The 18052-nt window shown below is 34.1% G+C and carries 18 protein-coding genes and 1 pseudogene; all 19 read left to right on the top strand.

The features are described from left to right. Positions 1–151: 151 nt before the first annotated feature. A pseudogene (locus tag FYJ58_RS15320) lies at positions 152–566 on the top strand (flagellin N-terminal helical domain-containing protein); the annotation flags it as partial. A 1241-nt stretch (positions 567–1807) separates the two neighbouring features. Further along, a complete protein-coding gene (locus FYJ58_RS15315; RefSeq protein WP_328597828.1) occupies positions 1808–2260 on the top strand; it encodes a flagellin in 453 nt (150 codons plus the stop codon). 152 nt (positions 2261–2412) lie between these two features. Next, positions 2413–3264, top strand: coding sequence for a M23 family metallopeptidase (locus FYJ58_RS09250; protein ID WP_154519454.1), 852 nt, complete (start codon positions 2413–2415; stop codon positions 3262–3264). Positions 3265–3341: 77 nt separating this feature from the next. Beyond that, on the top strand, positions 3342–4145 hold the full coding sequence (locus FYJ58_RS09245) for a GTP pyrophosphokinase (protein WP_154519453.1): 804 nt from the start codon (positions 3342–3344) through the stop codon (positions 4143–4145). Between the two features lie 23 nt (positions 4146–4168). Continuing rightward, positions 4169–4939: a pseudouridine synthase gene (locus FYJ58_RS09240; protein WP_154519452.1), complete on the top strand. Its 771-nt coding sequence runs from the start codon at positions 4169–4171 to the stop codon at positions 4937–4939. Continuing rightward, the gene (locus FYJ58_RS09235) at positions 4926–5576 is read left to right on the top strand and encodes an HAD family hydrolase (RefSeq protein WP_154519451.1); all 651 of its coding nucleotides are present in this window, start codon (positions 4926–4928) and stop codon (positions 5574–5576) included. Before FYJ58_RS09240 ends, FYJ58_RS09235 begins: the two co-directional genes overlap by 14 nt. A 16-nt stretch (positions 5577–5592) precedes the next feature. Then, positions 5593–7473, top strand: a complete 1881-nt coding sequence (locus FYJ58_RS09230) for a YgiQ family radical SAM protein (RefSeq protein ID WP_154519450.1) — start codon at positions 5593–5595, stop codon at positions 7471–7473. A gap of 31 nt (positions 7474–7504) precedes the next feature. Then, the gene (locus tag FYJ58_RS09225; protein WP_154519449.1) at positions 7505–8071 is read left to right on the top strand and encodes a hypothetical protein; all 567 of its coding nucleotides are present in this window, start codon (positions 7505–7507) and stop codon (positions 8069–8071) included. A 40-nt stretch (positions 8072–8111) separates the two neighbouring features. Further along, on the top strand, positions 8112–9089 hold the full coding sequence (locus FYJ58_RS09220; RefSeq protein WP_154519448.1) for an RluA family pseudouridine synthase: 978 nt from the start codon (positions 8112–8114) through the stop codon (positions 9087–9089). A 13-nt stretch (positions 9090–9102) separates the two neighbouring features. Then, on the top strand, positions 9103–9633 hold the full coding sequence (locus tag FYJ58_RS09215) for a Holliday junction resolvase RecU (RefSeq protein ID WP_154519447.1): 531 nt from the start codon (positions 9103–9105) through the stop codon (positions 9631–9633). Positions 9634–9839: 206 nt separating this feature from the next. Continuing rightward, the gene (locus tag FYJ58_RS09210; protein WP_154519446.1) at positions 9840–10562 is read left to right on the top strand and encodes a hypothetical protein; all 723 of its coding nucleotides are present in this window, start codon (positions 9840–9842) and stop codon (positions 10560–10562) included. Positions 10563–10754: 192 nt separating this feature from the next. Next, positions 10755–12017: a bifunctional phosphoribosyl-AMP cyclohydrolase/phosphoribosyl-ATP diphosphatase HisIE gene (gene hisIE / locus FYJ58_RS09205; protein WP_154519445.1), complete on the top strand. Its 1263-nt coding sequence runs from the start codon at positions 10755–10757 to the stop codon at positions 12015–12017. A 19-nt stretch (positions 12018–12036) separates the two neighbouring features. Beyond that, positions 12037–12168 carry a hypothetical protein gene (locus FYJ58_RS15055; RefSeq protein WP_268892673.1) on the top strand — a complete coding sequence of 44 codons (132 nt, stop codon included), beginning with the start codon at positions 12037–12039 and terminating at the stop codon, positions 12166–12168. 90 nt (positions 12169–12258) lie between these two features. Beyond that, positions 12259–12639, top strand: a complete 381-nt coding sequence (locus tag FYJ58_RS09200) for a DUF3783 domain-containing protein (RefSeq protein ID WP_154519444.1) — start codon at positions 12259–12261, stop codon at positions 12637–12639. A 24-nt stretch (positions 12640–12663) separates the two neighbouring features. Then, complete coding sequence (locus FYJ58_RS09195; protein WP_154519443.1) at positions 12664–12825, top strand: methylated-DNA--[protein]-cysteine S-methyltransferase; 162 nt, start codon at positions 12664–12666, stop codon at positions 12823–12825. A 517-nt stretch (positions 12826–13342) separates the two neighbouring features. Continuing rightward, complete coding sequence (locus FYJ58_RS09190) at positions 13343–14053, top strand: Crp/Fnr family transcriptional regulator (RefSeq protein ID WP_154519442.1); 711 nt, start codon at positions 13343–13345, stop codon at positions 14051–14053. A gap of 86 nt (positions 14054–14139) precedes the next feature. Then, positions 14140–14910 (top strand): uridine phosphorylase, encoded by a 771-nt coding sequence (udp, locus tag FYJ58_RS09185; protein ID WP_154519441.1) that lies wholly within the window; start codon positions 14140–14142, stop codon positions 14908–14910. A 68-nt stretch (positions 14911–14978) separates the two neighbouring features. Further along, on the top strand, positions 14979–17282 hold the full coding sequence (locus tag FYJ58_RS09180) for a 5'-nucleotidase C-terminal domain-containing protein (protein ID WP_154519440.1): 2304 nt from the start codon (positions 14979–14981) through the stop codon (positions 17280–17282). 21 nt (positions 17283–17303) lie between these two features. Beyond that, complete coding sequence (gene deoD, locus FYJ58_RS09175; protein WP_154519439.1) at positions 17304–18011, top strand: purine-nucleoside phosphorylase; 708 nt, start codon at positions 17304–17306, stop codon at positions 18009–18011. Positions 18012–18052: the final 41 nt, after the last annotated feature.

Below are 18052 nucleotides of genomic sequence, written 5' to 3'. Positions count from 1 at the left end.
TGGAATTTTGGTCGAGGACATTATATCAAAAATGGGAGGTAAATGCTCTTTTTATTTGCAAACCTCCAATAAATTAAGGTTTTAAAAGAATTTTTAAAATAAAATACGGGTAGTTTTTGACACTACCAACAAACACACGGAGGTAAAAATTATGATTATTCAACACAATATGCAGGCAGCAAATGCCAACAGAATGTTAGGTAACATTGTAACAAACCAATCCAAATCAACAGAAAAATTATCCAGTGGTTATAGAATTAATCGTGCTGGTGATGATGCTGCAGGTCTTGCGATTTCTGAAAAAATGAGAGGTCAGATTCGTGGACTTACGAAAGCTTCAACAAATGCACAGGATGGTATTTCTATGATTCAGACAGCTGAAGGTGCATTAACAGAAACTCACAGTATTTTACAACGTATGAGAGAGTTATCTGTTCAAGCTGCAAATGATACAAATACAGATGATGACAGAACACAGATTCAGAATGAAATTGATAAATTAACACAAGAAGTTGATCGTATTGCAAATACAACAGAATTCAATACAAAGAAACTTCTTGACGGTTCCAGACAAGGTTCTGTCAATGAAAAAGCTGGTAGTACAAATATTGATGGAACATTTGGAAATGGAAACGTAAGTGCTGCAATTACAACAGATGGTTCTGCAAAAGCAGCATTTACAGATGTAATCCGTATTGAAGTTACACAAGACTTTACAGATGGACAAAGCACAAAAGGAACTTCAAAGTTATCTAATGAGCAGATAAATAAAATTAATCAGTTAATAACAACTGCTGGTGCTGTAACATTAGACCCGGTATTACAGGAAGCAGCTGGAGTATCCATTACTGGTGTTTATAGTGCGGATAAATCTACAGAAGAAAACATTGCAGGAGCATTAGGTGCAGCAAAGGGAGTTTTAAGTACTTTAGAATCCGCTGCTGCTACTTCCTCTACAGCAGTAAGCGAGAATAAAGAGGCTGTTGTAAAAACTGTTGATAATATTTTAAAATTAGCAGAAATTACGAAAGCAGCAAATGGGGATACTTTCTTAAAAGCCGGTGTTACAAAAGAAGACTTAACCAATGCGGTTAATAAGTATATTGATGCATTGGTAAAAGATGGTAAAGCAGCTGGTGCCGGAGATTCAAATGAGATTAAAGCAGCGAATACAGAACTGAAAGGTTTATTTGATACAGCAAATACTCAAAATATTGGGAAGGCTGTAGCAGCTACTTCAGTAGACGTAGCGGCAAAACATAAAAAGGGTGATGGAACTGATGTAGCATTAGTTCAATCAGGAGCCTTAGCTACAACGGACAATCTTTCCAAAGCTGCAACGGATACTTTTGGTTTACTTGATACTTTTGCAAAATCGGTAGCTAGTACAGCGATTACAAATAATGTAAATCAGGCAAAGGTTGCTCAAGTGCAAGATGTTGTTGATGTTTTAGGAAATACAGAGCTTGCAACAGCAATTGTAGATTATAAAAAAGCGGTTTCTGATAAAGCTGCAGCAGATGCTAATGCAAATGCTACGGATAAATTAAAAGAAGAGGCACAAGCTAAAGTTGATTCTACAAAAGCGCAATTGGATAAGTTAAATACAGATAAGTCTGTAATTGATGTAAAAGATTTATTTGGTAATACAGCGGATAGCGCAGCATTTAAGATTAGTGATGCTGTTGATAAAAATAATGAATTAAAAATCACATTAAAGAATAAATCTGGTGATGACACTGTTATTACAATCAGCAATGCAAATAAATTAAAAGCCGGTGACGTGCTTACAATTACATCTGATGCTATGGTAGAATCCAAACAGGCAGAAACAGGAAAAGACGCATTCCATCTTCAAGTAGGTGCAAATGCAGGACAAGAAGTTGCACTTGGAATTAATTCCATGAAAGCAAAAGACTTAAATATCGTACAGACAAAAGATGGTGTAGAAGGTGAATCCTTAAAGGTTACTTCTCAGGCAGACGCTTCTTTAGCTGTAAAAGCTTACGACATGGCTATTCAAAAAGTTTCTACAGAAAGAGCGAAAATGGGTGCTACTCAAAATCGTCTGGAACATACAATTGCTAACTTAGATACATCTGCTGAAAACTTACAATCTGCAGAATCTCGTATTCGTGATGTAAATATGGCAAAAGAAATGGTTGATTACTCTAAGAACAATATTTTACAACAAGCAGCTCAGTCAATGCTTGCACAGGCAAATCAATCTACACAAGGTGTATTATCTTTATTACGTTAAGAGTAAAGATCAGATAATGTTTATAAAAAACAGCCCGGTCGGGCTGTTTTTTGTTGCAAAAGAATTGTTTTCTGTTATACTGTAGTTGTTCTAATTCTTTTTTCTTTTTCATATATATTATAGCTTAGTATACTCAAAAGGGGTAGGTAAATATGAAAAAGAAGCACGGAATCATATCAATTAAAATAGGAATTCTAGCTATTTTGCTTATTGTATTAGGGATAAGTTATCTGCAGGATGCCATTTGGTTAGAGCGGTTAGATAGTAAAGAAAGCAAATTTGCTTTTCGTGCTTTAAGCTTTAATCAAGAAACGATAGAGAGCTTACGGCAAGTAAAAAAAGAAAATCCAAGTGATTGGGATAAAAAACTTGCATTTGCTATGATTCGGCAGGATTTTCATTTCGAACAAAAGAGGGATTTAGAGGTAAGAACTGTTCCAAACTATTATAATTATTCGAAAAAGTTTGGGAAATTAAGGAAGTCTTATCGCGAGTTATTTACAGATATTGAGTACTTTCCTGTTGGAGAAGATATAGATGGAAAAGAGCATTGCTTTTATGAGAATAGCTGGTATAGTGAACGGGCGTATGGAGGAAAAAGGGTTCACGAGGGAACCGATATTATGACTAGCAATAATAAGAGAGGGTATTTTCCGGTTTATAGTATGACAGATGGGAGAATTGAAAAGAAAGGCTGGTTAAAACTTGGCGGTTATCGAATTGGAGTGCGGGCACCCGGTGGAGGATATTTTTACTATGCTCATATGTCTGAATATGCACCAAACTTAGAAGAGGGAGACATTATTAAGGCGGGACAGTTGATTGGATATGTAGGAGATACCGGTTATAGTGAGGTAGAAGGAACAACCGGCAACTTTGATGTGCATCTTCATGTTGGAGTTTATTTAAAGCAAGCCGGAAAAGAAATAAGTGTAAATCCTTATTGGATTTTAAAATACATAGAAGATAAGAAAGTACCATTTCATTTGGAAGGAAATGAATAGGGAAACAAACGTTTATTTCTTTAAAAATTTATGTTATACTAAAAACGATATTAAAGGCGAGAAATGAGGTTTACAATATGGAGATACAATTATGGCGTGAGATACTAGATCCCTATGTTTTGGCGGTAGATGAATTAGTATTAAAATTTAATCACATTATGTTAGAACATAGAAATGCAGGGGTTTATTCTCCGATTGAATTAGTGAATGGAAGGGTTAAAACGATTTCCAGTATATTGGAGAAGGCACAGCGAAAAAAGATTGAACTGGATGAAATTGAAACAAAGATAGAAGATATTGCAGGAATCCGAATTATTTGTCAGTTTGTTGAAGATATTGATAAGGTAGTGGAGATTATAGAAAAGAGAAATGACATGACAATTCTCCAGGAAAAAGACTATATTACGAAAAGCAAACCAAGTGGATATAGAAGCTATCACTTAATTATAGGTTATGTTGTACAGAGCATTAATGGACCAAAAGAGATAAAAGCAGAGATTCAAATTCGTACATTGGGAATGAATTTCTGGGCAACAATAGAACATTCCTTACAATACAAATATAAAGAAAATATGCCAAAGCATATCAGGGAACGTTTATCGAAGGCTGCTGAGGCAGTTGTCATTTTAGATGAAGAAATGGCTTCGGTGCGGAGTGAGATCATGGATGCACAGAATTCTTTCCGCAGGAAAGCAGATATAGTTGCAGATATTTTAAATAATATTCAAAATTTATATAAACTTGCGAACAAACGAGAAGTTGTAAAAATTCAAGATGAGTTTTTTCGAATTTATCAAAGTGATGATGTCGATCAGCTTGAACGTTTTAGTAAACAGCTTGATATTATTGCAGAAGGTTATCGTGCGCAAAGCTTAAAATAAAAGAAATAGAAAGTTGAGATAGAATGAGTAAATGTATACGTCTGGATAAGTATTTAGCTGATATGGGGCTTGGTACAAGAACAGAAGTAAAAGAATATATAAAAAAAGGAAAAATTACAGTCGATGGTTTGGTCATAAAAAAGCCAGAGCAAAAAATAAATGCAAATGAACAAAAGATTTGTATGGAAGGCAAACAGATTGTGTATGAGGAATGGGAGTATTATATGCTTAATAAACCTGCCGGTGTTGTTTCTGCTGTTTCTGATGCAAGGGAGAAGACGGTTATTGACTTAATTACAACAACAAAAAGAAAAGATTTGTTCCCGGTAGGCCGATTGGATAAAGATACAGAAGGATTATTATTGATAACAAACGATGGAAAACTATCCCATTCCCTTTTAAGCCCTAAAAAACATGTTGATAAAACTTATTATGCGAAAATTGATGGAATGATAACAGAAAAAGAAATAGAGCAGTTTGCAAAGGGCATATGTCTAAAGGAAGAAAGTAAAAGAGAAAAACGAAAAGGAACAGAAGGAATTTTTACACTTCCGGCTAAACTTAAGATTCTATCCTCGGCAGACTGTTCAGAGGTAGAGATTACAATTCAGGAGGGAAAGTACCATCAGGTGAAGCGAATGTTTGAGGCGGTAGGAACAAAAGTTATTTATTTAAAGCGTTTGGCGATGGGAAATTTAGTATTAGACAAGGCATTAAGACCGGGTGAGTATCGTCCATTAACCGAAGAAGAAGTGGAACAATTAAAAAATAGGAGTGCATATGTTAAGGAATAAAAAAGCAGTTATTTTTGATTTAGATGGAACATTAATTGATTCTATGAGTATGTGGCGGGAAATTGATATTGAATATTTAGGTCGTTTTGGAATAGTCCTTCCGGAAACATTGCAGGATGAGATTGAAGGAATGAGTTTTTCTGAAACAGCAGTTTATTTTAAGCAAAGATTTGGGCTGGAAGATTCGTTAGAACAGATTAAACAGACATGGAATCAGATGGCAGGATATAAATATGCGAATGAAGTGCCATTTAAACAGGGGGCAAAAGCGTTTGTAAAATATTTAAAGAAAAAAGGAATAAAAACAGGGATTGCAACAAGCAATTCAAAAGAATTAGTAAAGGCTGTATTGGAAAATCATCATATGGTACAATATTTTGATTCGATTCATACGGCGTGTGAAGTAAAAAAAGGAAAACCGGCACCGGATATCTATGAGCTGGTTGCGAATGAGCTTCAGGTAATTCCAGAAGAATGTCTTGTATTTGAAGATGTAATCCAAGGAATACGAGCAGGAAAAAGTGCCGGAATGACAGTATGTGCTGTCTATGATGATTATACAAAAGATATGATTGAGGCAAAAAAGAAAGAAGCAGATTATTATATAGACAGTTATTTGGAGATTCAGTTTGAATAAATAGATAGGAGTTAGAATGACAAAAGATTTTTTACCAATTAGCCAAGCGGATATGAAAAAAAGAGGATGGAGGGAAGTTGATTTTGTTTATGTAATTGGAGATGCGTATGTTGACCATCATTCGTTTGGTCCGGCAATTATAAGTCGTGTTTTGGAAAGCCATGGTTATAAAATCGGTATAATTGCACAGCCGGACTGGAAAAACGAGGAAAGTATTCAGGTTTTTGGAAAGCCAAGGCTTGGCTTTCTTGTATCGGCAGGAAATATGGATACGATGGTTAATCATTATACAGTTGCCAAAAAGCATAGAAAACAAGACGCATATTCTCCTGGTGGTATTATGGGAAAACGTCCTGATCGTGCAACGATTGTATATGGTAACTTGATTCGTAAAGTGTACAAGCATGTTCCGATTATTATTGGTGGAATTGAGGCAAGTCTAAGAAGACTTGGGCATTATGATTATTGGAGTGACCGGGTAAAACGGTCTATTTTATTGGATTCTGGTGCAGATTTAATTTCTTATGGAATGGGAGAACATTCAATTGTTGAAATTGCGGATGCTTTAGATAGCGGAATTGATATAAAAGATATAACTTTTGTTGCAGGAACGGTTTTTAAAGCAAAATCATTAGAAAATGTATATGATTATATAGAACTCCCGGATTATCAAGAGATTTTTGAAAATAAACATAAGTTTGCAGAAAGCTTTTATATACAATATTGCAATACAGACCCATTTACGGGAAAACGTTTAGTGGAAAAGTATAAGGATACAGAATATATTGTTCAAAATCCTCCGGCTAAGCCATTAACAAGACAGGAAATGGATGATGTTTATGCACTGCCTTATATGCGGACTTATCATCCAATTTATGAAAAGGATGGCGGAATTCCGGCAATAAAAGAACTGCAGTTTAGCTTGGTAAGCAACAGAGGATGCTTTGGAGGTTGTAACTTTTGTGCTTTAACATTCCATCAGGGCAGAATTGTTCAGACAAGAAGTCATGAATCAATATTAGAAGAAGCAAAGATTTTGACAGAAGAAAAGGATTTTAAAGGTTACATCAATGATGTGGGAGGTCCAACAGCGAATTTCCGCCATACTTCTTGTGAGAAACAATTGACAAAAGGAGTTTGCAAAAACCGCCAGTGCTTGTTTCCTACACCATGTAAAAATCTGACAGTTGACCATAAAGATTATATTTCTCTGCTTCGAAAATTAAGAAAGCTGCCAAAGGTAAAAAAAGTATTTGTGCGTTCCGGCGTAAGATTTGATTATGCAATTACGGATAAGGATGATACTTTTATCAGAGAATTATGTCAGTATCATGTAAGTGGGCAATTAAAAGTTGCACCGGAGCATGTGAGTGACAAGGTACTTCCGCTTATGGGAAAACCTTCCAATGAAGTCTATGAGAGATTTATCCGTGCGTATAAAAAAATTAATGAAGAACTTGGTATGAAACAATATGTTGTTCCGTATCTTATGTCTTCTCATCCGGGTTCTACAATGAAAGAAGCTGTTAAACTGGCGGAATATATCCGGGATATGGGCTATATGCCGGAACAGGTTCAGGATTTTTATCCAACCCCTGCTACAATCTCAACTTGTATGTATTATACGGGACTTGATCCAAGAACGATGGAAAAGGTATATGTACCAAAATCGGCACATGAAAAGGAAATGCAGAGGGCACTTATTCAATACCGGAATCCAAAAAATTATGATTTGGTATTCGAAGCATTAAAATTAGCAAAACGTATGGATTTAATCGGCTACGATAAACGGTGCTTAATCAGACCAAAAGATAAAAAGCAGGTTGGAAAACAGGAAAAAGGTTTAAAGAAGCAAAAGAAAAAGCGGACAATTCGAAACGTTCATAAAAAGAAATAAGTAAAATAACCAGGAGAGGAGGCTAAATGGTATGATAAAGTGCGAGACCGGTGAATGGGGTTATATAAAAAAGAAGAAGTGGAAGCAGTTATTACTTACTTTATTAATGGCTTTCATTGGTATTGGCATTTTTTTAACCGGTTACTATTTTAAAGGAAAAAGCAATCAGAGTATTTTTACAGTGCTTGCAGTATTGATGGTACTGCCCGGTGCGAAATTTTTTGTTAGTTTTGTTGTATTAGCGCCATATCATACACCAAAGCGGGAACAGTATGATGAGCTTATAAAGATTTTGAGGGAAAATGGTAAATTATTTTCAGATATGGTAATTACTTCATCGGAAAAGGTGATGAATCTTGACTTTATTCTTGTAAGTAACGGGCAGGTACTTGGAGTAGTGGGAAGAGAAAAGCAAGATTTAGCTTATATACAATCTTATTTGACAAAAGGGGTTAGAAATTGGAGTTCAAATGAGATTGTAAAGATTTATTCTTCTTATGACGAATTGGTGAAGGCAGTTAAAAAAATTTCTGAAAAAGAGGTTAATTTGCAGGAAGAAGAAAAGGTAATCGCATATCTTACTTCACTTATTGTATAAATAGGAATATTTAAAATTGTTTGTTAGAAAAGGAGTATCAATGAAAGAAATCGTAATTGGAGTCCAGGAAGCAGGACAGAGATTGGATAAGTTTCTTGGAAAGTATTTGCAGTATGCCAGTAAAAGTTTTTTATATAAAATGATGAGAAAAAAGAATATAACATTAAATGACAAAAGGGCAGAGGGAAATGAAAAGCTTCAGGAAGGTGATTTTGTCAAACTGTGGCTATCGGATGAAACAATCGAGAAATTTAGCATGGGAGAGGAAACAGAAAGAAATTTAGCGATTGAGCAGCTGGAAGAGTTAGACATTTTATATGAGGATGAAAATGTATTAATTGTGAATAAGCCGGCAGGGATGCTATCTCAGAAGGCAAGACCAGAGGATATTTCTTTAGTAGAACATATTGCAGCTTATTTGCTTCAGTCTGGGAGTATAAAAAAAGAACAGTTAGCAGGTTTCCGACCAGGTATCTGCAATCGGCTTGATCGAAATACAAGCGGAATTATAGTAGCAGGAAAGACCGTATCCGGGCTTCAGAAAATGGGCGAAATGTTTAAGGAGAGAAGTTTGGATAAATATTATTACTGTATTGTAAAAGGAATTGTGAAAGAGAAAAAACAGATTGAAGGATACTTGCATAAAAACCATAATCATAATAAGGTAACAATTCATACAGAGCCGATAGAAGGTGCTGAATATATTAAGACACAGTATGAACCGATTGAATGTACAGAAAATGAGAATGGAGCGTTTACCCTGCTTCGCGTAAAATTGATTACAGGTCGTTCCCATCAGATTCGTGCCCACCTTCAAAGCATAGGACATCCGATTGTAGGAGATGGAAAGTATGGGGACGTTATTGTAAATAAGTATTTTAAAAAACATTTTAAATTAAAGCATCAATTGTTACATGCCGGAGAGCTTGTATTTCCACAGACAATAGAGAGAAAAGAAATGATTATAAAGGCTCCGCTTCCATCTTATTTTGAAACAATTATAAACGAGTTATTTTGACAGGAGGAATCATATGCCATCATGGAACTCAAGGGGGCTTCGTGGGTCTACGTTAGAGGAGATTATCAATTTGACAAATCAGAAATATCGGATGAATCATCTTGCTCTGATACAAAAAATACCGACTCCAATTAAACCAATTACAATTGATAAAAATACACGACATATTACACTGGCGTATTTTGAACAAAAAAGTACGGTCGATTATATTGGCACGGTACAGGGAATTCCGGTATGCTTTGATGCGAAAGAATGTGCAATTGATACGTTTCCTCTCCAAAATGTACATGAGCATCAGATTCAATTTATGAAAGAATTTGAAGAACAGAATGGAATTGCATTTTTGCTAATTTATTTTGCAAAGCATGATTTATTTTATTATCTCACATTTGAACAATTATTAAAATTTTGGGAGAGAGCAAAAAATGGGGGAAGAAAAAGTTTTTTATTTGAAGAATTAGATCCGCATTATCAAATATCGACTCATAATGGAGTATTCGTACATTACTTGGAAATGATACAAAAGGATTTAGAAAATCGATAAAAAGTTCTTTTCTTTGGTTGACAGAGAAAAGAACTTTTATTAATATTAACAATTAAAGACAAAGTGAATGGATTCATTAAAAAAGAGTAAACATTTTTTTAGGTTATGCCGATATATTGAATAAACAGAACGATAGATTAGAGCCAGCTGATAGAATGTAGTTTTACGGATGAAACTGCAAGTAACAAATCAAAGGAGGGATAAGTATGACGTCATTTTTTGGAATTTCCGATTCGTTTTTTGGAACGAATACAACAAGCACATCTTATAGTGGCAGCAGTGTATTAGGTGATTATGCAGCAATTCAGAATGGAAGTTATAGAAAGTTACTCAATGCCTACTATTCAAAAAAATCTTCCGATTCAGTTGAATCAAGTGACCAAACAGAAGAAACAAAGTTGGAAAAGACGAATTTATTGCAGACAAAATCACAGGCAGATTTATTAAAAAAGGCAGCAGACGAATTAAAAAATGGTAAGTTGTTTGAAGGTACGAAGGATGAGGAAACAGGAAAAATAACTTATAACACAGAAGAAATTACAAAAAAATTGACTTCTTTTGTGGATGCTTACAATAATATGCTTGATGCTGCTGATGATGTTAATACAAAAAGTGTACTTCGTAAGACATTATGGATGATAGGAAGTACAAAATCGAATAGTGCATTGCTTGACAAAGTAGGTATTTCAATTGGAAAAGATAATAAACTGACTGTTGATAAGGATAAGGTTAGTAAGGCAGACATGAATGCAATGAAAACGCTGTTTTCCGGTTCTGGTTCTTATTCTGCGAAAGTAAGTGGAAAGGCGAAAGAAATTAGCAATTTGTCAAATAGTACATTAAAAACGCTTTCTGGTGGTGGCTCTTATACAAATCGTGGGGACTATAATACTTTAACAACAGATGCGTTATACAATAGTCTATTTTAGGAAATGAGAGTATCCGGTAGTAATTCAAATAGTGATTTTCTAGTGGATACTCTTTTTTTAATATCTTTTGGGACTTTTTGTGATAAGCAGTAAATGTTTATGATAAAAATTTGAGTAAAAAGGTAAATAGCAGGAGGATTTGTATGTAGAAATCGGAGAGGCAATACAGTTATTTGAAAAAGGAGACAAGGAATGAATTATAAAAAAATAATTGCATATATTAATGCGGAAAATGAAATGGGTTCAAGTATCATTCGTATTGCTAAAAGGTATGAAGCAGATGGTGCAGATGAACTTTATATTTACAATTATTCGAAAGACGAGGCCTCAAGAGATGAATTTTTGTCAGTACTTCGGACAATAGGGAAAGAAATTGATATTCCTTATATGGCTGGCTGTTATATAGAACGGTTTGAGGATATTAAAAAACTTTTGTATACGGGTGCTTCTTGTGCGGTGATTGAAGAACGGTATGCAATTGATGAAAATGAAATTTCTCTTGCAATAAAAAGATTTGGCTCCGAAAAAATTTGGTTTATAATGGATTCAAAAGGAGATTTTTCCAATTTTGCGTTGGCGGAGCAGAAAAAAGTACAAGGCTATGGAGGAGTTGTATTAAAACATATTGAAGTATCAGGAAAATTGAAAGAACATTTTTCGAAGTGTCCGCTTCCAATTATAATCAGAGATAGTCTGACAAGAAATATTCTGGAAGAAATTATTTCGCTTGAAAATGTGGTAGGGGTTGCTACTAATTATTATAAGGAAAAAGATATTATGAAAGCAAAGCTTCGTTTAAAAGAAGAAAAGATTGCAGTTCATACATTTGAGAGCAGCTTATCATTTTCTGATTTTAAATTAAATAACGAAGGATTAATACCAGTGACTGTACAGGATTATAAAACAGGTGAAGTGCTTATGCTGGCATATATGAATGAAGAAGCATTTAATAAAACGATTGAAACAGGGAAAATGACCTATTATAGCAGAAGCAGAAAAAAATTATGGTGTAAGGGAGAAACTTCTTCTCATTATCAATATGTAAAACACTTGTTAATTGACTGCGATAATGATACAATATTAGCGAAGGTAAAACAAATAGGAGAAGCTTGCCATACTGGTAATCGTTCTTGCTTTTGTACTACACTTGTAGACCGCGAGGCAGAGGCTACTAGTCCATATATGGTATTACAAGATGTGTATCAAGTTATAAAAGACCGCAAAAAGAATCCAAAAGAAGGTTCTTATACAAATTATCTATTTGAAAAAGGAATTGATAAGATTCTTAAAAAATGCGGGGAAGAAGCAACAGAAATTGTCATTGCAGCAAAAAATCCGGATGCAGAAGAGTTGAAATATGAAATATCTGACTTTTTGTATCACTTAATGGTTTTGATGGCTGAATGCAATTTGGAGTGGGAAGATGTGGCAGAGGAACTGGCACATAGAAGATAAAAGATTAGGAGGCGAGATTATGTTTTTAAGTGGACTTTTTTATTATGTAATACGTTTTATTTGCTTTACTGCGTTTGTATGCGGAGGCGTATTCCTTGGAATTAAACTTCGTAAGAATAAAGATGCAAATATAATTTGCGAAAAAAAATAAAAAAATACAAAAGAAAAACAGAGAGTGTTGTAAAGGAATAAATATCAATATTCTCTGTTTTTTCTTTCAGAAATATATGAGGAGAAATTTATGAAAACAGGAGAAATGATACTTTTATATAATCTATCTGGAACAGAAAAAGGGAAAAAAATAAAAAAGGTATTAATACCATTAGGTATTACAATCAGAGAAATAAAAAAGGAACAATATTTACAACCAATTGGTGCTTTGGCAGGTATAAAAGGATATGAAAAAACAGAGGAGGCTTATCTTGGAGAGGGATTTTTGGAGGAAATGATTGTAATGAATCATTTCAGTAGTCAAAGGTTAGATTTTGTTTTAAAAAGTTTTCGCAAGGCAGGAATTGAGAGAATTCATTTAAAAGCGATTGTTACACCAACGAATGTTTCCTGGAATTCATTGGAATTATACAGGGAAATAAAAAGAGAACACGAAAGTATGAATTCTTAGGAAATATTGCAGAGGTTTGGAAAAATGAAATATTATCAAATATACGATATGCCAATAGGAAAAATGAAAATTCAGGAAGAATCGGGAGCAATAATCCGTGTTACCCTTAGTGAAGAAATCGTGGAAGATGAGATAAGAGAAGAAACTGAAATTATAAGAAATGCGGCAAAACAGTTGGAAAAATAAAAGTTATTGGCTTTGGAACGGGAGAATCGATAATACTTTATAGCTGTAAAATAGAATAAGAATTTTAAAAATGGATGTTGTTAAGAATTAATTCAAAGATGTGAATTGTAATTTGGATATTTTTGGATTTGTTTTGATGACATCTTTTTTTATTAAAAAGTGAAAAGTCCTGAATTTTGTATGGAATGGAAGAAGAAAATAATGGAAAAAGGCTATTTTTTTGTATGAAATAGCCAATATAATTTTGAAAAATTGGTACTATTTACAATAAATTAGTAGCACATATTTAGGATTTGAAAAAATGCTTGGATATTTTCATGAAAAAAATTCAATGTTTTTTAGAGAAAATTTAGTAAAATAGTTGATATTTAGGACAAAAGGTGTCATAATAGATATAAATTAGCATAAAAAAAACAAGAAAAGAAAAAAAATTCTTGAAAAAAAGGACATTTGACCTTTTTCGTTTTATGCAAAAATACTACAATAAGCATATCTTATAGAGGAGAGGTTAAGCAGTATGAACAAGATTCTATCCGTTCTAGAACAAGTTGAAGGAGAGCAGAAGCAGTTCTTAGCCGATTTTTTTCGCAATGCTCCGGTTTGGCTTTTGGAGGCTTGCAATGTAATTGAATTAGATAAGGGAGAGATATTCATACGGGAAAAAGATGAAGTCCAGTTTATTTATATCTTGACAAAAGGAAGAGTAAAGGCAAGCGATTTCCGCATTCTTGGGATTGTTTATGATTTTTGCAGATATGAAGCGATAGAATTCTTTGGAGGTATGGAAGTATTTATTGATTGTAATGAATATATGACTACATTGAGTACAATAACTCCTTGTCAATTTATTGTAATGCACAAAGAAAAATTTCAAGAATGGATGAGAAGCGATGCAAATGCACTTTGGATACATACAAAAAATATGACGAAATATTTGCTTGGTGAAACAAGGAAAGAGAGGGCATATTTGTTCTTGCAGGGAATTGATCGTGTTTATATTTTATTTGAGCACCTTTATGAGCAGTATGCGGTTGATGGGAGGTGTGCTGTAAGAGCAACAAGACAGCAGCTTTCAGATGAAACAGGATTGTCAGTTAAGACAATAAATCGTTCCTTAAAACAAATGATGGAAAACGAATTAGTAGCTGTTCGTGGAAGCAACATTACCATAAAAGAAGCGCAGTACAGGCGTATGAAGGAACTTACGGCAGAGAAAATTGATTCCTGATATTTGTCTTAACCCTATTACATCGTTATAGCAGCAAGTTATGTACAGTCTGTTGAATGAAATCTACAAAAAAAGGAGAAATGAACATGAATTATTCAGGCGAAGAAGGATTACAATATCATCTTCAAATTAGACCGGGGGATGTAGGAAAATATGTGATACTTCCAGGAGATCCAAAACGTTGTAAGAAAATTGCGGAACATTTTGATGACGCTAAATTAGTAGCAGATAGCAGAGAATATGTTACTTACACAGGATACCTTGATGGTGTAAAGGTAAGTGTAACATCGACAGGAATCGGTGGTCCATCTGCTTCTATTGCAATGGAAGAGTTGGTGAAATGTGGAGCAGATACTTTTATCCGTGTAGGAACTTGTGGCGGAATGGAAATGGACGTTAAAGGTGGCGATGTGGTAATCGCAAGTGGTGCAATTCGTATGGAAGGTACAAGTAAAGAATATGCTCCAATTGAATTCCCTGCAGTTGCTAATATTAATATTATTAATGCTTTAATTGAAGGAGCAAAGACATTAGATCACAACTATCATGTTGGTGTTGTGCAATGTAAAGATGCGTTTTATGGTCAGCATGAACCAGAAATTAAACCGGTAAGCTATGAATTACTTAACAAATGGGAAGCATGGAAACGTTGTGGATGCTTAGCTTCTGAGATGGAATCAGCAGCATTATTTGTAGTAGCTAGTTACTTGAGAGTAAGAGCAGGTTCTGTATTCCTAGTAGTAGGTAATCAGGAAAGAGAAAAAGAAGGGTTAGAAAATCCAATTGTACATGATACGGAAGCGGCGATTTGCGTTGCAGTAGAGGCAATTCGTAAACTTATAAAAGAGGATAAATAGGTTTCTATAGTGTGAGGAAGCTGCCCCAGAATCTATAAACAATTTTTATAGCTACAATGGAGGATGTTATGAAAAAAATATTTAAAAAGTCAATCGTTATTTTAATGGCAACATCGTTATTAGCATCAGGGAGTCATGTAACTACAGCTTTTGCAGCTGACAATAGTGGCAATGAAGTTACAATTCAGGTACTTGCAACAAGTGATGTTCACGGAAGATTTGTACCATATGATTATGCTTTAAATCAAGAAGACAAAAGTGGAAGCTATGCACAGATTTCTACTGCAGTAAAGGAACTTAGAAAAGAAAACAATAATACTTTACTGTTAGATGTTGGTGACAGTATTCAGGATAATTCTTCTGATTTATTTAAAAATGATGACATTCACCCAATGATTCAGGCAATGAATGAAATGCAATATGATACATGGACATTGGGAAATCATGAGTTTAATTATGGCTTAGATGTTTTAAAGAAAATCATGAAACAATCAAAGGCTACCGTATTAAATGGAAATGTTTATAACAAAGATGGTTCTCCTCTTGCAGAATCTTATAAAATTTTTGAAAAAGGTGGCGTTAAAATCGGTGTTGTTGGAATGGTAACTTCTAACATTACGAGATGGGACGCTGAAAATTTAAAAGAATATAAGGTTACAAATGCAGTAGAAGAAACAAAGAAAGTAGTCAATGAAATCAAAGATAAAGTAGATGTTATCATTGCTGCAGAACACATGGGTGAAGAAAACGAATATGACGTAGCAGACAGTGGAGTAAAGGATTTAGCGAAAGCATGTCCTGAGATTGATTTAATTGTAGCAGCTCATGAACATAAAGGTGTAGAAGGTGTATACCACAATAATGTACTTACTGTTGAAAACAAAAGTGGAGGTCAGACACTTGCAAAAGTTGACATTACTTTGAAAAAAGGTTCAGACGGAAAGTATGATGTGGAGAAAAAAGAATCAAAATTACTTGAAATGAAAAATTATGAGCCAGATCAGGAGTTAGTTAAGAAATTAGCTTCTTTTGATGAAAAGGCAAAAGCAGATGCAAATCAAGTAATTGGAGAATTAAAAGGTGGAGATTTAGTTCCTGAAAATGAAATCCCAGGAATTCCACAGGCACAATTACAGGAAACAGCAATGATTAATCTTATCAATGAAGTACAGATGTACTATACAGGAGCAGAGGTTTCTGCAGCAGCATTATTTAATACTTCAGCTAATTTAAAGGAAGGTAAGATTAAAAAATCAGATACTTCGTTAATTTACAAATATGCGAACACACTATATAAGCTTGAAATGACAGGAGCACAGCTAAAGAAATTTATGGAATGGTCCGCTTCTTATTACAATACATACGAAGATGGTGATTTGACTATTTCTTTCAATCCGGATATCAGAGCTTATAATTATGATATGTTTTCAGGTGTAAATTACGATGTAAATATTTCAAAAGAAGCTGGAAACCGTATTGAAAATCTTACAAGAAAAGATGGTACACCAATTAAGGATACAGATAAATTAATTGTTGCAGTTAATAACTATCGTGCAAATTCTCAATTATTATCTCCTGGACCTATTTATAAAGCGGGAGAAACTCTTCCAAAATTATTAGATATTGATGTAAAAGGTGATATTGGAGGAGTAAGAGAATTAATTGGTGATTATATCACAAATGTGAAAAAAGGAGTTATTTCTCCAAGTCTTTCAAACAATTGGAAAGTAACAGGAAACAATTGGAATGAAAGCCTTCACAACAAGGTAGCAGAACTTGTAAAAGCTGGAAAGCTTACAGTTCCTGTTTCTGCTGATGGAAGAACACCAAATGTTAAGTCAATTACAGTAGATGATTTAAAGAAAGTTGCAACTGTATATGATGTAAAATTAAACGCAAATGGTGGAAAAGCAGAGGCTCAAACAATCTCTGTACTAGCCGGAGAAAAATATGGAACTCTTCCAACTGCTACAAGAAAAGGATATACATTTAAAGGCTGGTATACAAAGAAAACTGGCGGAAAGAAAGTAACTAGTGATACAAAAGCTACAGATGGAACTCTTTATGCTGGATGGACAAAGGTTACAAAACCATCTAAGGTGCAGGTTAAGAGTTTAACTTCTAAGAAAAACGCTGCAACTGTATCATTAAAAACTGTAAAACAAGTAAAAGGTTATACAGTATATTATTCAACTGACAAATCCTTTAAAAAGGGTGTTAAGAAAGTAGATACAACAAAAACATCTCTTACAATAAAGGGATTAAACAGTGGAAAAACTTATTATGTAAAAGCAAAAGCTTTTAAAGTAGACTCAACTGGTGCAAAAGTATATGGAAGCACAAGTAAAGTGAGCAAAGTAAAAGTAAAATAAATAGAAAGTAGGAAAGAAAAAATGGCTAATATACCAACACCTCATAATGGAGCAAAAGCAGGAGAAATTGCAAAAACAGTTTTAATGCCGGGAGATCCATTAAGAGCAAAACACATTGCAGAAACTTATTTGGAAGATGTAACATGTTTTAATACAGTTCGTAACATGTTAGGATACACTGGTACTTATCATGGAAAGAAAATTTCTGTAATGGGCGGCGGCATGGGAATGCCATCCGTAGGAATTTATACTTATGAATTGTTTAATTTCTACGATGTAGACAATATTATTCGTATTGGCTCAGCAGGAGCACTACAAGATGACGTTAAAGTTCGTGACGTTGTAATTGGCATGGGAGCTTGTACAGACTCCAATTATGCAAAACAGTATAAATTACCAGGTACTTATGCACCTATTGCAAGCTATGATTTACTTCGTAAGGCAGTAGAAGTAGCAGAAAAACAAGGAACAAAGGTAGTAGTTGGTAATGTATTATCTTCAGACGCTTTTTATAATGACAATAAAGATGCAAATGATTCATGGAGGAAAATGAATGTGTTAGCAGTAGAAATGGAAGCAGCTGCATTATACATGAATGCAGCACGTGCCGGTAAGAATGCGTTATGTATGTTAACAATTTCTGACCATATTTACACAGGGGAAAGCCTTTCTGCTGAAGAAAGACAATTAAGTTTTCATGAAATGATGGAAATTGCTCTTGAATTGTAATATAATAAAGCTTGTAACAAAAATTTATTAAAAAAGGAGAA

Source organism: Velocimicrobium porci (genome assembly GCF_009696045.1).
Taxonomy (GTDB): Bacteria; Bacillota; Clostridia; order Lachnospirales; family Lachnospiraceae; genus Velocimicrobium; species Velocimicrobium porci.
The sequence above is the reverse complement of the archived record's forward strand: the minus strand, read 5'-3'. Positions and strand labels throughout refer to the sequence as shown.